This window comes from Gordonia sp. (in: high G+C Gram-positive bacteria) (genome assembly GCF_047602025.1).
Lineage (GTDB): Bacteria > Actinomycetota > Actinomycetes > Mycobacteriales > Mycobacteriaceae > Gordonia.
In genome coordinates this window covers 160,508-173,795 of record NZ_JASGII010000001.1, presented here as the reverse complement: position 1 = coordinate 173,795, position 13,288 = coordinate 160,508, and the positions used below count along the sequence as shown (strand labels likewise).

20 protein-coding genes are annotated in these 13,288 nt (G+C 68.5%); 7 read left to right on the top strand and 13 right to left on the bottom strand.

The window, feature by feature from the left end:
• Positions 1-59: 59 nt before the first annotated feature.
• On the top strand, positions 60-509 hold the full coding sequence (locus QM728_RS00770; RefSeq protein WP_415030151.1) for an acyl-CoA thioesterase: 450 nt from the start codon (positions 60-62) through the stop codon (positions 507-509).
• Here the strand turns inward: QM728_RS00770 and QM728_RS00765 are convergent.
• Together QM728_RS00765 and QM728_RS00760 are read right to left on the bottom strand one after the other, a co-directional pair.
• Positions 482-1,759, bottom strand: a complete 1,278-nt coding sequence (locus tag QM728_RS00765) for a hypothetical protein (RefSeq protein ID WP_415030150.1) — start codon at positions 1,757-1,759, stop codon at positions 482-484. The genes QM728_RS00770 and QM728_RS00765 overlap by 28 nt on opposite strands.
• Positions 1,740-2,843, bottom strand: coding sequence for an acyltransferase family protein (locus QM728_RS00760; protein ID WP_415030149.1), 1,104 nt, complete (start codon positions 2,841-2,843; stop codon positions 1,740-1,742). Before QM728_RS00760 ends, QM728_RS00765 begins: the two co-directional genes overlap by 20 nt.
• A 176-nt stretch (positions 2,844-3,019) precedes the next feature.
• Between QM728_RS00760 and QM728_RS00755 the strand changes: the two genes are divergently transcribed.
• A complete protein-coding gene (locus QM728_RS00755) occupies positions 3,020-4,123 on the top strand; it encodes an alpha/beta hydrolase (protein WP_415030148.1) in 1,104 nt (367 codons plus the stop codon).
• On the opposite strand, the gene QM728_RS00750 is transcribed toward QM728_RS00755, so the two are convergent.
• From QM728_RS00750 to rpmB, 5 genes are read right to left on the bottom strand one after another with little or no spacing between them, the layout of a single operon-like run.
• Entirely contained in the window at positions 4,120-4,530 is a 411-nt protein-coding gene (locus tag QM728_RS00750; protein ID WP_415030147.1) for a hypothetical protein, read from the bottom strand. The genes QM728_RS00755 and QM728_RS00750 overlap by 4 nt on opposite strands.
• 15 nt (positions 4,531-4,545) lie before the next feature.
• Positions 4,546-4,815, bottom strand: a complete 270-nt coding sequence (gene rpsR, locus QM728_RS00745; RefSeq protein WP_415030146.1) for a 30S ribosomal protein S18 — start codon at positions 4,813-4,815, stop codon at positions 4,546-4,548.
• Between the two features lie 12 nt (positions 4,816-4,827).
• Positions 4,828-5,133 carry a 30S ribosomal protein S14 gene (gene rpsN / locus QM728_RS00740; protein ID WP_415030145.1) on the bottom strand — a complete coding sequence of 102 codons (306 nt, stop codon included), beginning with the start codon at positions 5,131-5,133 and terminating at the stop codon, positions 4,828-4,830.
• Entirely contained in the window at positions 5,133-5,300 is a 168-nt protein-coding gene (gene rpmG, locus QM728_RS00735; RefSeq protein WP_415030144.1) for a 50S ribosomal protein L33, read from the bottom strand. Before rpmG ends, rpsN begins: the two co-directional genes overlap by 1 nt.
• A complete protein-coding gene (rpmB, locus tag QM728_RS00730) occupies positions 5,300-5,536 on the bottom strand; it encodes a 50S ribosomal protein L28 (protein ID WP_415030143.1) in 237 nt (78 codons plus the stop codon). The genes rpmG and rpmB overlap by 1 nt, the downstream gene beginning before the upstream one ends.
• Positions 5,537-5,603: 67 nt before the next feature.
• Here rpmB and mrf point away from each other — a divergent pair, with 67 nt between their 5' ends.
• From mrf to QM728_RS00710, 4 genes are all read left to right on the top strand, one after another.
• Entirely contained in the window at positions 5,604-6,923 is a 1,320-nt protein-coding gene (gene mrf, locus QM728_RS00725; protein ID WP_415030142.1) for a ribosome hibernation factor-recruiting GTPase MRF, read from the top strand.
• Positions 6,920-7,165 carry a type B 50S ribosomal protein L31 gene (locus QM728_RS00720; protein ID WP_415030141.1) on the top strand — a complete coding sequence of 82 codons (246 nt, stop codon included), beginning with the start codon at positions 6,920-6,922 and terminating at the stop codon, positions 7,163-7,165. Before mrf ends, QM728_RS00720 begins: the two co-directional genes overlap by 4 nt.
• A 169-nt stretch (positions 7,166-7,334) precedes the next feature.
• Positions 7,335-7,715 carry a carboxymuconolactone decarboxylase family protein gene (locus QM728_RS00715; RefSeq protein ID WP_415030140.1) on the top strand — a complete coding sequence of 127 codons (381 nt, stop codon included), beginning with the start codon at positions 7,335-7,337 and terminating at the stop codon, positions 7,713-7,715.
• 201 nt (positions 7,716-7,916) lie between these two features.
• Entirely contained in the window at positions 7,917-9,179 is a 1,263-nt protein-coding gene (locus tag QM728_RS00710; RefSeq protein ID WP_415030139.1) for a serine hydrolase domain-containing protein, read from the top strand.
• Between the two features lie 83 nt (positions 9,180-9,262).
• Here QM728_RS00710 and QM728_RS00705 read toward each other — a convergent pair whose 3' ends face one another.
• The 3 genes from QM728_RS00705 to QM728_RS00695 form a co-directional block, all read right to left on the bottom strand.
• Positions 9,263-9,655 carry a hypothetical protein gene (locus QM728_RS00705; protein WP_415030138.1) on the bottom strand — a complete coding sequence of 131 codons (393 nt, stop codon included), beginning with the start codon at positions 9,653-9,655 and terminating at the stop codon, positions 9,263-9,265.
• A 243-nt stretch (positions 9,656-9,898) separates the two neighbouring features.
• Complete coding sequence (locus tag QM728_RS00700; RefSeq protein WP_415030137.1) at positions 9,899-10,081, bottom strand: hypothetical protein; 183 nt, start codon at positions 10,079-10,081, stop codon at positions 9,899-9,901.
• 126 nt (positions 10,082-10,207) lie between these two features.
• Entirely contained in the window at positions 10,208-11,038 is an 831-nt protein-coding gene (locus tag QM728_RS00695; protein ID WP_415030136.1) for an esterase/lipase family protein, read from the bottom strand.
• 116 nt (positions 11,039-11,154) lie between these two features.
• On the opposite strand from QM728_RS00695, the gene QM728_RS00690 reads away from it, so the two are divergent.
• Positions 11,155-11,331: a hypothetical protein gene (locus tag QM728_RS00690; protein WP_415030135.1), complete on the top strand. Its 177-nt coding sequence runs from the start codon at positions 11,155-11,157 to the stop codon at positions 11,329-11,331.
• Between the two features lie 4 nt (positions 11,332-11,335).
• Here QM728_RS00690 and QM728_RS00685 read toward each other — a convergent pair whose 3' ends face one another.
• The 3 genes from QM728_RS00685 to QM728_RS00675 all read right to left on the bottom strand — a co-directional run bounded on the left by QM728_RS00685 (position 11,336) and on the right by QM728_RS00675 (position 13,184).
• Complete coding sequence (locus QM728_RS00685) at positions 11,336-11,881, bottom strand: hypothetical protein (RefSeq protein ID WP_415030134.1); 546 nt, start codon at positions 11,879-11,881, stop codon at positions 11,336-11,338.
• Between the two features lie 108 nt (positions 11,882-11,989).
• Complete coding sequence (locus QM728_RS00680; RefSeq protein ID WP_415030133.1) at positions 11,990-12,379, bottom strand: hypothetical protein; 390 nt, start codon at positions 12,377-12,379, stop codon at positions 11,990-11,992.
• Between the two features lie 73 nt (positions 12,380-12,452).
• The gene (locus QM728_RS00675) at positions 12,453-13,184 is read right to left on the bottom strand and encodes a glucose 1-dehydrogenase (protein ID WP_415030132.1); all 732 of its coding nucleotides are present in this window, start codon (positions 13,182-13,184) and stop codon (positions 12,453-12,455) included.
• Between the last annotated feature and the right edge of the window lie 104 nt (positions 13,185-13,288).

The following is a 13,288-nucleotide window of genomic DNA, read 5'->3' as shown; positions in this document are numbered from 1 at the left end:
ACAGCTGTGTTACGAAGTGGTCGCGCTCACAGTTGTGACCGCCCATTACGATGACCCGGGTGAGCGACGACACAACACACCTCGGCAAGCACGAATTCGCGTTTGTCGCCCAGGTCCCGGTCCGCTGGTCGGACATGGACGCCTTCGGCCACGTCAACCACGCGCGCATGGTCACGCTGATGGAAGAAGCGCGCGTCGAGTGGCTGCTGTCGGCCGGCCCCGAGTACCAGCCGCTGATCAAGAGCGCCATGATCGTCCACGTCGACATCCGCTACCAGGACCAGCTGCGCCACCGGGACAGCCCGCTGCAGGTCGGCATGTGGATCAAGGGCAACCGGTCGGTTGACTTCACCATCGGCTACGAGATCCGGGCGCACGGCGCCGACGTCACCAGCAAGCCGGCCTGTGTGGCGTCGACGCAGATGGCCGTCGTCGACATCGAGGCGCACACGCTGCGGCGCCTCACGGCGGAGGAGAAGGCCTACCTCGCGTCGTGGTCGCGGGGCTGAGTCGGCTCGTACCGCTCCGGCAGTTCCCGGATCGCCGCCGACCCCAGCGATAGCTGGGCGATGTTGCCGGCGAGCACGTCGCGGTAGATGCGCAACTGCTCCTCGCCGGCGCGCACCTGCTCGGTGAGCCGCTGCGAGTTGTCGTAGGACAGTTCGCGATGACCCGAGCGGGACACGAGGTCGACGATGCGGTCGTCGATCGACGTCGCGCGGTTGTACTCGTCGAGCAGGCGCAGCTCGACGCCCGCCGACTCCATGACGTGCGCGACGTCGGCGAGCGCCTTCACCCGGTCGATCAGCTGGGTCCACACCGGGCGCAGCTCCTGCTCCTTGGCGGCGATGTGGTCGACGAATGCCTGGTCGAATCCGCCGTTGCGCATCGCGCGGTCCAGGTCGACGCGCACCGACCGCAGCGCGATGACGTCGGCCGAGATTTCGGCGAGCTCGGCGTGCAGGTTCACCTGGCCGCGCTGCACGACGAAGTGCTCCGAGCGCCAGGCCGGACTCGTCTGGATCTTGTCGTAGTACTGGCCGGCCACGTAGAGCAGCGTCTCGTAGCCGTCGATGAAGCCCATGTGCTGCGGCGTCGCCGGGGCCGACGGCACCGGCCGGTCGGCGATCGCGTCGCGCGCCCACTGCTCGACGCTGCTGCCCATCGCGCGCATCGCCAGGCCCGCGGCCGCACCGGCGAGCTTGCCGAAGGCGACCCCGCCCGCGCGGCGGACGTAGCCGCCGGCGTTCACGTCGGGGGTGGGGGTGTGCAGGAGGCCCTCGAACAGTCGCTCGCGCGATTCGATCTCCAGGTAAATGCCTTCACGTCGCTCGCGCCGCACCGCACGCGTGCCGCCCGGGTACACGCCCTTGCCGACGACGATCTGCTTGCGGGCGTCCTCGCGGCGGCGGTGCAGGCCGTTCAGGCGGTTGCGCAGCCCGGACTGGACCATCGTCGGCAGCACCGGGTTAGCCAGTTGCGCCTCGATCTGGGAGATGGCCCGCTGAAGGCGGCGCAGGTTCCCGAAGCCGTCGCCCAGGGTGGCCAGCGGCAGGCCCGACGTCTGTCGTCGGACGACGACGTCGCGGGGCTCGGGGCCGAGGAATCCGGCGGCGATCAGCAGTGCCGCGGTCTCCGACAGTTCCCTCCGGGGACCGGGCACCTGGGCACTCTCGGTCCACCGCCGGATCTCGGCGGCGGTCGCGGCGGGCGGGACGCGGTGGTTCACGACCTCAATACTACCGGCTCGCGGCGACATGGTTCCGGCGCCAAATCGGCCGGGTGACCCGGTGCAACAGCCAGGCCAGCGGGATCGACAGCGCCGTCGTCACCAGGAAGGCGACGAGCATGGCGTTGTCGCGGAACACCTCGAATCCCAGGAGTCCCATCGCCACCTCCAGCACGACGACGTGGACGCAGAAGAACTCGTACGAGATCTCGCCGAACCACACCGCCGGGCGACTCCCCCACAACCGCGACCACCATCCGCCGGACGTGGCGGCGAGCGGCACGATGAAGCCGAGCGCGACCGTCAGGTACAGCAGGTGTTTGACGATCGTCTGCCCCGGCGTCTGCGGTGCCATCGTCGGCCCGCCCGCCGCGGCAGTGCCGGCGGCGACGAAGGCCAGCGCTCCCGCGACGACCCAGAGGGTCGGCTTGACCGTTGCCAACGACGGCCCGACGACCGCCAGCACCATGCCGGCGACGAACCACCACAGGAAAGTAGGCGGCCAGATGGGGGCGGTCAGGTCCGCATCGCCACCGACGGCGACGAAGATCCAGATCGGCGAGATCAGCGCGACGCCGCCGAGCAGGAGCAGCAGCAGATCGGGACGCCAGGTCCGTCGGCAGAGGGCGACGCCGACCAGCGCGATCACCGGCAGCACCAGGTAGAAGGACACTTCGGCGACCATGCTCCACATCTGGGTGAGCCCGGTGTGCTGGTGGCCGACGCCGAACACCTGGGTGAAGGTCAGGTTCCGCAGGAGACCGCTCCATCCCGTCCCGGTCGTGGGGTTGGGGTTGTCGCGGAACAGGTAGAGCGCGTACACGCCCACGACGGTCAGCCAGTAGGCGGGCAGGATCCGACGGGCGCGGTGGGCGAAGTACGTCGCGATCGACACCGGCCGGGCGTCGGGCCGGCGCATCTGGCGCACCCACGCCGAATACAAGAGGTAGCCGGAGAGGACGAAGAAGATCGTGACGCCGACCTCGAAGCGGGCGGCCAGGCGGCCGGCGTAGGTGTCGGTGTAGTGCCCGGTCCAGTAGGCGGCATGGGTGAGGCACACCGACAGCGCCGCGAGGGTGCGAATCCCGGTCAGCGCGGGGACACGATCGGCCATGGGGAGATCCTAGAGATCATCACGGCCTCGTCTCGGTTTGGTGACCGCCCTAGGCAATTCGTCCCGTGTCCCCACATACTTCTCGTGTTACTGAAGTGACGCGTGTGACTGGGGATGCGACGCGTCGAGGAGAGGCCGGACTGATTTTGACCCCCTATGTACGGACCAGCGTCGCGGTGGCGACGGCGCTGACCGTCGGCCTGACCTTCGGTATCGCCGTCGCCGACGGAGCTCCGCCACCCCCGCGACCGCGCGGCCCGAAAGCCGGACCGCCGCCGCCCCCGAAGTCTCGGGTGGTGTCGGTGACTCCGTTCCAAGGGCGCGAGCGGTTGCGGGTCTTCTCCGCGGCGATGGGTAGAGAAGTGGTCGTCGACCTGCAGCGACCGATGGACGTCCGACGTCCGGCCAACCCCGACGACAAGCCGCGACCGCGTCCTCGCGGCGGCAAGCGGCCGACCATCTACCTGCTCGACGGCGCCGAGGCGCACGACACGCAGTCGGGCTGGTACACCGAGACGAACCTGGCCGAGCTGGCCGCGCGGACCGACGTCAACGTCGTGACCCCGGTCGGCGATCCGCACAGCTACTACACCGACTGGCGCAACCGCGAGCCCGGCATGGGCAACAAGAAGTTCATGTGGGAGACCTTCCTGACCCGCGAGCTGCCGCCGCTGCTCGCCCGACAGTTCGGCGCCAATGACGCGAAGGCGATCGCCGGTGCATCGATGGGCGGGCTCGCCGCGCTGACGCTGGCCACCCGCAACCCGCACCTGTACCGCGCGGTCGGCGGCTTCAGCGACTGCGCCAACGTCTCCAGCCCGGAGAACCAGTTCCTCACGCAGTGGGACATCAGCCGCGGCGGCGGGAACTCGATGAACATGTGGGGCAAGTTCGACGACCCCGAGTGGAAGGCGCACGACCCGTTCCTGAACGCGGGTCGCCTGATCGGCAAGACCGTGTACCTGTCCGCGGGCAGCGGCATGCCCGGGCGCTACAACAAGGTTGCGGCCGATCCGATGGACGGCACCGTCAAGGGCGCCTTCCTCGAGCTCGGCAGCGCGGTCTGCACCGGGCGGATGACCGCGCAGCTGCGCAAGCTGGGCATCCCGTTCCACGGCAAGGTCCAGGTGTCGGGCACGCATCGCTGGGAGTACTGGCGCGACGAGCTGGCCACCGCCTGGCCGATCATGATGAAGGCGGTCGGGGCCCGCATCAACGGCCCGATCCCGCCGCCGCCGGGACCGTCGCTGGGCGACGTGTCCGGGTCGGTCGGCCGCTAGTCGTCGAGCCGCGTGGGCGCGAGCGCCCGGCTCCACCCCTCGCGGATCGCAACACCGGCGAGGGTCAGCACGAACAGCACCCACAGGTCGAAGCGGTAGCCGCCGAAGCCGCCCATCGCGACGACGACGATCAACAAGCCGCCGAGGAGCGGGGCGCCCACGGTGAGGATGCCCGGCTCCCACCGCTTGCCGAGCATCGCCTCGCCGATGGTCGCGATCACGACGACGATCGCCGCGGCGAGCATCAGCATGGCGAAGGTGTTGCCCTGGTCGAAGCCGTCCTCGGGCAGGTAGTCGGCGTAGCGCCGCGGTAGGCCGATCGCAGTGTTCTGGGCGAAGTAGGTGAACAGCGCGCTGACGACGAAGACCCACCAGGCGACGTGGCCGACGGCCCGAACGTTTCTCATGGGTCGAGGCTAGCGCTACTTCCCCGCGGTCGACGTGTACGGCAGCAACGCCATCTCGCGAGCGTTGCGGATCGCGGTCGCGACCTGGCGCTGCTGCTGCGGCGTCAGACCGGTGATGCGCCGACTCCGGATCTTGCCGCGGTCGGTGAGGAACTGGCGCAGCAGCGCGGTGTCCTTGTAGTCGATGACCGCCTCGCTGCCGGTCTTCGCACGGATCGCGTCGAGCTTGTTGGGGGTCTTCTTCGCCGTGAGCTCCTGTCCGCGACGGGTGACTTTTCTAGCCATGGATGTGCTCTCCTACCAGCTGGACTTGTGGATGCCGGGCAGCTCACCGCGGTGGGCGAGCTCGCGGAAGCGGACACGGGACACGCCGGCCTTGCCGATGAAGCCGCGCGGCCGGCCGTCGATGGCGTCGCGGTTGCGCACGCGCGTCGGGCTGGCGTCGCGCGGCATGGCCTGCAGTTGGCGACGGGCCTCGTCGCGCTGCTCGTCGGTGGAGCTCGGCGCCGCGATGATCGCCTTCAGCTCGGCTCGACGCTCGGCGTAGCGGGCGACGATCTCCTTGCGGCGCTCGTTCTTGATGATCTTCGACTTCTTCGCCATCAGCGTTCTTCCTTGAATTCGACGTGGCGCTTGACCACCGGGTCGTACTTGCGCAGCACCATGCGGTCGGGATCGTTGCGACGGTTTTTGCGCGTCACGTAGGTGAAGCCGGTGCCCGCGGTGGACTTGAGCTTCACGATCGGACGCAGGTCGGTACGGCTGGCCATCAGACCTTCTCCCCTCGGGCACGGATTTCCGCGACGACGGCCTCGATGCCGCGGCGGTCGATCGTCTTGATGCCCTTGGCCGAGACGTTCAACGTGACGTAGCGGCCCTCGCTGGGCAGGAAGAAGCGGCGGCGCTGGATGTTCGGGTTCCACCGTCGCGACGACCGCTTGTGCGAGTGCGAGACCTGCTTGCCGAAACCGGGCTCGCGGCCGGTGACCTGACACCGCGCTGACATATGCTTCACTCCTAATGAAAACGATTCGCATTAACTGTGCGGCCACGCTACCGTGAGAATCGTGCAAATGGAAATCGTTCCCAACAATGGTGATGACCGGACGCCGGTCGTCCTGGTCACCGGCCTCGACCCCGACGCCGTCGCCCGCACCGCCGGAGCCTTCGTCGCGCCGGGCACGACGCTGGTCCACCACGACCTGAGCGAGCTCGACGCCGGGCGCGTGCGGCGCACGCTGCGCACTGTCGACGACGACGGCAACGAGCGGGCGCACCAGCACGTGCTGCTGCTCGAACACGGCTGCGTGTCGTGCACCCTGCGCAACGACCTGCTGCCGCTGCTGCGCCACCTGCACCGCCGCGCGGGCGTGGCCCGGATCGTCCTGCAACTCGACTGCGCGCTCGAACCCGAGGCCCTGGCCTTCGCGATTGATCACGCCATCGTCTCCGACATGCCCGGCTTCCCCGACGCCCCCGCCGGCGACGACGTCCGCATCGACGCGACCGTCGCCTGCATCCACGAGGGCGACTGGCTCGAGGCCGCCACCGGCGACACCACCATGGCCGAGGCCGGTCTGTCCGCGACCGTCGACGAGGGGGATGAGCGCACCATCGCCCAGGTGGCCGTCGGCCAGGTCGCCTTCGCCGACGCGCTCGTCCTCGTCGGCTGCGATGCCGCGCTGCGCGACGCGTGGGAGTCGGCGCGGCTGGCCGCCGTCCTCAAGCGGTTGGCGCCGTCGGCGCCGATCATCATGGAGACGCCGCACCGACAGATGAACCCGATCCTGGCCGCGCAGCTGCTCGCCGGGATCCCCGCGGGATCGCGACGGGGCCGGATCGACTCCCCGCACGATCCGCTGCTGCGCGATCAGCCGCCGCTGGACGCCGACTGCGGCGTCGAGATCGTCGCATTCGAGGCCGACCGCCCGTTCCACCCGGCGCGACTGCACGAGGCGATCGACCAGCTTCTCGACGGCGTCGTGTGCTCGCGCGGCCGACTTTGGCTGGCCACCCAGCCCGACGCCGCACTGTGGCTCGAGTCCGCCGGTGGCGGGCTCCGCGTCGGCGAAGGGGCCCCGTGGCTCGCCGCCCTGTCCGACGCCGAACTGGAGGACGTCGACGCCGAACGTCGGGCGCTGGCCGCCCTTCGCTGGGACGAGGTCCACGGCGATCGACACTCGTCGCTGGTGATCCTCACGCACCGCCCGGAGCAACCGCAGGCCATCGTCGACGCGCTCGAGGGCGCCCTGCTCTGCGACGACGAGATGGCCCTCGGTCAAGCGGGTTGGCAAGGTTTCGACGACCCCTTCGGCCTCGCCCACACCGACCCGTGCGACGACCTGCCCCGGGTCGCGGACATCGAACTGACCAACCGAGAGGACAACCGATGAAGCAAGGCATCCACCCCGACTACCACCCCGTCGTGTTCCGCGACGCCAGCACCGGCAGCGAGTTCCTGACCCGGTCGACGGCCAAGTCGGAGAAGACCGTCGAGTGGTCCGACGGCAACACCTATCCGCTGATCGTCGTCGAGGTCAGCAGCGACTCACACCCGTTCTGGACCGGCGAGCAGCGCCTGCTGGACACCGCGGGCCGCGTCGAGAAGTTCAACCGGAAATACGGCAAGCGCTAGCTCGACAACGACTTCTGTCAACAGTCAGGCCGCCGCGGGCAACAGGCCCCCGGCGGCCTGATTGCTTGGCGGTCCCAAGGCGGCGTTGCATAACCCCCTAGGGGGATGCTAGCTTGGCGGTATATCCCCCCAGGGGGTTAATACTCGTCGAAGTTAGGAGTCGGCCATGATGTCCGAACACACCCACGCCTCCGGCGCGGAGACCCTGCGCGCGATCGGGCCGCAGCACCGCCAGCTGCGCCAGGTCATCCCCGACGTCTATAAGGGCTTCGGCGCCCTGTCCGCGGCCGCCTTCGCCGACGGGGCGATCGACCGCAAGACCAAGGAGCTCATCGCCCTGGCCATCGGCGTGGTCGAGGGTTGCGACGGTTGCATCGCGTCGCACGCGCAGGCCGCCGCTCGGGCCGGTGCGACCAACCAGGAGGCCGCCGAGGCCATCGGCGTCACCTTCCTGATGCACGGCGGGCCGGCGACCATCCACGGCGCCCGCGCCTACGAGGTCTTCCGCGAATTCCGCGCGGCCGCCGACGCCGGCCAGGAAGCCAGCTGAGAGGATCGGCGCATGTGCCACGCAGTCAAGTGCCGCACCTGCGGCAAGACGACCTGGTCGGGGTGCGGCAGTCACGTCGCACAGGTGAAGGCTATGGTGCCGCCCGGCCAATGGTGCGACGGTCACCAGGGCGCTGCCCCGCAAAAGCAGGGCGGCTGGTTCCGTCGTTAGGCCGGGCGCCGCGCCGGTAACCTCGCCGGAGTGTCATCACGATCGCTGCGACCCACCGTCGGCGGCGGGCCCTTGTTGGGCGCACCCCGCCCGGGTGCGTTCCTGCGCGCACTGCTGACCAAGTACCGCCCGCGCTATTGGCGACGGTGGCTGCGCCAACTCACCCGACAGGGCGAGGTGCTGTTGCCGCTTCCCGTCGACCCCGTCAAGCCGGACCTGTTCCTGCCGCATGCGCCGATCGCCGTCGGCGACCGGGTATCGCCACTGCCCACGGACCTCGGGCTGCTCGACGACCTGGCCTACGAGTGGCAGGGGCAGCGCAAGACGGTTGCCGACTTCCTCGACAGCACCGAGACCGACGTCGTGCTGTTCGTGCACAACGGCACCGTCGTCGGGCAGTGGTGCGCCAACGGGTGGTCGGTCGACCGTCCCCATCAGGGGTGGTCGACGACGAAGTCGTTCGTCTCGTCGGCGGTCGGGCGGGCCTTCGATCAAGGCCTGATCGACCTCGACGACCCGATCGAGCGCCACATCCCCGCGCTGATCGGCACCGCGTGGGCGGGCACGACCATCCGCAACATCCTGCTCATGCGCTCGGGCGTCTACTGGGACGAGCACACCGAGAAGCTCACCGACAACACGCAGGTCCTCCAGTGGCGCGACCACATCGTCGACAACGCCACCCGGGGCCGGCGCGGCAAGACTCGCAACGACTTCCTCGCCTCGCTGCCGCGCGTCATGCCGCAGGGACAGCAGTTCGTCTACAACAGCGCGGGCACCCAGGTGCTCGCGTGGATGGTGGAGTCCGTCTACGACGAGCCGCTGGCCGACGTCCTCGCGCGGCAGCTCTGGCAACCGATGGGCATGGAGGCGCCCGCGAACATCGTCACCGATCGCACGGGCGCGGCACTGGGCTCGCAGGGCCTCTATGCGGTGCCGCGCGACTTCGCCCGCTTGGGCGAGCTGTTCCGCCGCAGCGGGGTCACCGCCGCCGGCGAACGCGTGCTGTCTGCGGAATGGGTGCGACTGGCGACCACCGGGATGCTGCCCGCGCGTGACGCCGACGACACCGCCGACGTCGGCTACGGCTTCCAGTGGTGGAGCGGCGCGACGCCCGACGGATTCCAGGCCAACGGCTTCCTGGGACAGTTCATCACCGTCAGCCCCGATGCGGAGCTGACCGGGGTGCGCCTGGCGCACACGTTGCAGTTGACTCGCCGCCTACAGTTCGGCGGTCAGGGCAAGGCCGAGTGGCAGACGCTGTTCCGAGCGGTCGTCGACCGCGTCGGCTGAGTGGTCAGCGCACCTGCACCATGCGGTCGACGTTGAACAGAACGCGGACAGCTCGGACGCAGTTGAACCCGATGGGGTGCAGGCTAGAAGCCGACGGTGACCACCCGGTCGACGCGGGCGACGATGTTCAGGCTGCCGTTCATCCGACATTCGAAGTAGACCCGGTACGGCGCCGGGAGCAGGCCGCCGACGCGGAGGGTGATGGTGCTGGCGCCGGACTTCCGCTCGACACTGGTGCCCTTCTGGCTGCCTAGGTAGGTGCCGATGACGTCGTAGGGAGCGGGCGGCACCCGCACCCAGCACCACTTGATACCGGGCGGCAGGTGCGCGGCGCGGGCGAAGACGGTGTTGCCGGCGGCCCATACGCGCGCGGGGGCCGCCGGTGCCTGCGCGGGAACGAGCGTCGCGCCGGCGAGCGCGGCAGCGGTGACGGCGAAGGTGGTGACGGAGGTGCGAGCCAGTCGGGGGTGGTGCATTCCTCTTCCTCCTCGAGAGCTGAGAGCGACGGATCCCCCTCAGCGTCGCACCGCGCGGACGGTGAGAAACGAGTAGTGGACTACTCGCTTTTCGGGTGGAGGCGAGACGTACGTTCGCAGAGTCGGCCACCGCGTTGCCGTGAAGCGTGCGGGGAGAGTGCGATTCGTCGGGGAGTCGCCGCCCCAAACGAAGCACGACGTCCCCGACCCTCTGTAGGGGCCGGGGACGTCGATGCTTGGGGGTTACAGGCCGAGGCCGGGGATGAGGCTGGTGCCGGTCTCGTTGAGGTAGACCAGGTCCGCGACGAGGGCGACGATCAGGAAGAGGCTGGCGACGATCGCCGTCAGCATCGCCGTCACGCGGCGGTGAGCACGGTAGGGCGCGGTCGTCACGATGCTGTGCCGTCCGGTGTGCCGAATACTCATTTGCCGTCCTCCTCGGGTTCTCGGTGTAACCCAAGGTTGGCATTGCGAGCAGGCCTGGGTAAAGGAGCTTAAGCAGGTCCGGACCGACCTCCCAGGCGGTTCCCAGGTTCAGGCCGTTTCTGCAGGTTAATTCGGCATGTCGGGCCCGCATTTGGGCCGTTTTGTGTGATCTGGATCAAGGCCGTTCAGGATCATTCGACGGACCGTCGGGGACTTCGACATGGCGTCGTGTCCGACGCGCATATGCGGGCACGACGACTGCACCAGCACGTTGCGAACATTGCGGGCCGGCCGCATGAAGGAGACCGAGTTGGGGTTGACGACCTGGTCGGTGCTGCTGGCGATGTTGGTGTAGGTGACGTCGGGGTAGTTGCGGAAGCGGTAGGTGGCCGGGTTGGTGAGCTGGTCGCACAGCGGGCACACGTTCCGCGGAACGCTTCGCAGGATCGGCGCCATGCCGTCGACGCTGGGCGGTCCGGAGACGACGCCGGCGAGGTTGACGACGCGGTGTGCGTGGCGGGCGCCGCCGTAGTCGCGCAGGTAGGTCAGTTGGATGGTCGCGCCCTGGGAGTGGCCGACGAAGTCGAGCTTGTCTGATCCGGTGCGGGCCATGACCTTCTTGGTGAACGTCGCGAGCTGGCGGACGGACTGGGTCATCGGGGCGAGTCCGCCGTATCCGGGCAGTCCGGGCAACTCCCCCATCGTCACCGTGTAGACGCAGTAGCCGGCGCGGGTGAGCGCCGGCGAGAGGACATGCCAGTTCTGGTTCTGGTTGGCGGAGGTGCCGTGGACCAGGATGACCGGCGTTGGGTGCGCCGCACTCTTGCAGGACCAGTTGTTGGCGCCCGGCGGCGGGATGTCGGGTTCGGCTGATGCTGTGGTCGGCGTGGCCAGCAGGGCCGTGGCCGCAATGGCTGCTGCTGTCGCGGACAGCTTGCGGGTGGATTCTCGACGCATGGTCTTCCTCCTCGGTGTCGGTCGTGACGGTACTCGGAGGATGATGGGCGCGTGACCGAACCGGCCGCGATCGCGGTACCGTCGGAGGCAGCCCCGCTCTAAGTCAAGGAGTCACCATGGCCTACCAACTCATCTGCCCCTGTGGTGAGAACATCACGTCGCTGAACGACGAGTTCGTCGACGACGTCCAGGCGCACCTGTCAGCCGAGCACCCCGGTCGGAACTACTCCGCCAACGACATCATGTCGATGGCCATGGAGGTCTCCGACAAGCTGGTCAAGCCGAAGTCCTAGCCTCCTACAACCAGGGAAACAGGTCATTGAGGCTCCCGAAAGGGGTACCGCCGCGACTGACGGGGAAGGCCCAGAAGTCGCTGTTGGTGAGCCGCCCGTTCATGACCGAGCTGCCCGATGTCGCGACGCACTTGCTGAAGATCGCGTAGCCGGGCATCCGCCGCTGCGGCTGCCACCGCACGGTCTTGCTGCGCGCGGCCTGCACCAGATACGCCTGCGGTGCGTACCGCTTTACCGGCGCACCCGCCTGCTGGACCAGGTTCACGCCGCGCGCCCGCGTCGCCTTGTACGCCGGGTTGCCGTTGTTCTCCTGCCACGCCGCGGTGTTCATCGCACTCGCCGCCTGCCGCAAACCGGTGAGCTGCCCGCTGGGATACACCGCGTAGTTGCACCACGCCTGCTGGTTGAGGTTGTTGGTGAACGTGATCGTCACCTGGCCGTTCGGACCCATCGACCCCGACCCCGCGTGACCGGGAACCCCGATCCACGCCCCGGCGTCGGCAGCGCCGAACACGGCCGCGACGGCGGCTAGCGAGACGGCGGCGGACACCGCCCTACCGCGAGATTGCTTGGCGGACATGGCGACTCCCTCGATCGTCGAACGTTCTCCGGAGTATGCGCCGACCACGGCGACGGTCGGGCGAGAACAACGAATCAGCTACCAGCGCGTCCAGATGGTGAGCAGGCGCGGCGAGCGACGGTTGAACGAGATCCACGAACGACCGTTCCGGTGGCTGGCGGCCTCGCGGAGCAGCATCCGCACATCGGCACGGATGACACGCCCCTTCCCCGGAATGTAGAGGCGCTCGAATTTTGAGTCCTTGTCCGCCGACACGTAGTAGTAAGGACGGACCGCCGGGTGGTTGAAGATCCCCGGAACGCCACTGTTGGCAAGCTGCACGGTCTCCGCGTGGGTGAACCCGATGAACACCCGCGCGCCGGTGTCGCGCACAAACGCCGCGTCGGCCTCAGCGGGAACCGACATTGCGACGCCGGTGGCGGCCACGAGTGCCATCATCGCGCCGACCACGGTCTTCGACTTGAGCATCGATCTCTCCTCACACAGTGGACTGTTGGGAAATCAAGCTAACAAACCAGGCAGTGCAGGATGCCGGATTTCGCTACGGAGCCTCACCCGCGGTGAGCCCGCCGTCCATGACGAACTCGGTGCCGGTCGCGTACGACGACTCGTCGCTGGCCAGGAACACGATGAACGTCGCGACCTCGGCCGGCGCGGCGGCGCGGCCCATCGGGATCTTGATCATGCCGTCGGGGATGTTCTCGGTCATGGGCGTGCGGATCAGGCCGGGGTGGATCGAGTTGACCCGGATGCCGTGCGGCGCGAGCTCGAGCGCTGCCGACTTCGCGATGCCGCGCACGCCCCACTTCGACGCGACGTAACCGTGCGCCCACGGGCTGCCCTGCAGGCCCTCGACCGACGACACGTTGATGATCGAGCCGCCGCCGGCCTCCTTCATCGGGTCGACGGACTTGACCATGCCGATGAACGTGCCGGTGAGGTTGACGTCGATGATCTGGCGCCATTTGTCGATCTTGAACTTCTCGATCGGCGCACCGTTGACGATGCCGGCGTTGTTCACCAGGACGTTGAGCTTGCCGAATTCGTCGACGGCGGTCTTAATCGCCGCATCCCAGTCGTCCTCGCTGGTGACGTCGAGGTGGACGTACCGGGCCGACGGCCCGATCTCCTTCGCGAGGGCCTGCCCCTCGTCGTCGAGGATGTCGCCGATGACGACCTTCCCGCCCTCGGCGACCAGCGCCCTAGCGTGCTCGGCGCCCATGCCCCGAGCGCCTCCGGTGATCAGTGCGACTTTGCCGTCTACGCGTCCCATGGGCAGCACGCTACCTCGCGAAACCCAAAATGAGAACACGTTCTACCGATCTGTGGTCTACTGAATTGGACAGTAGTCCAGACGCATGTACATCTACCTGCGGA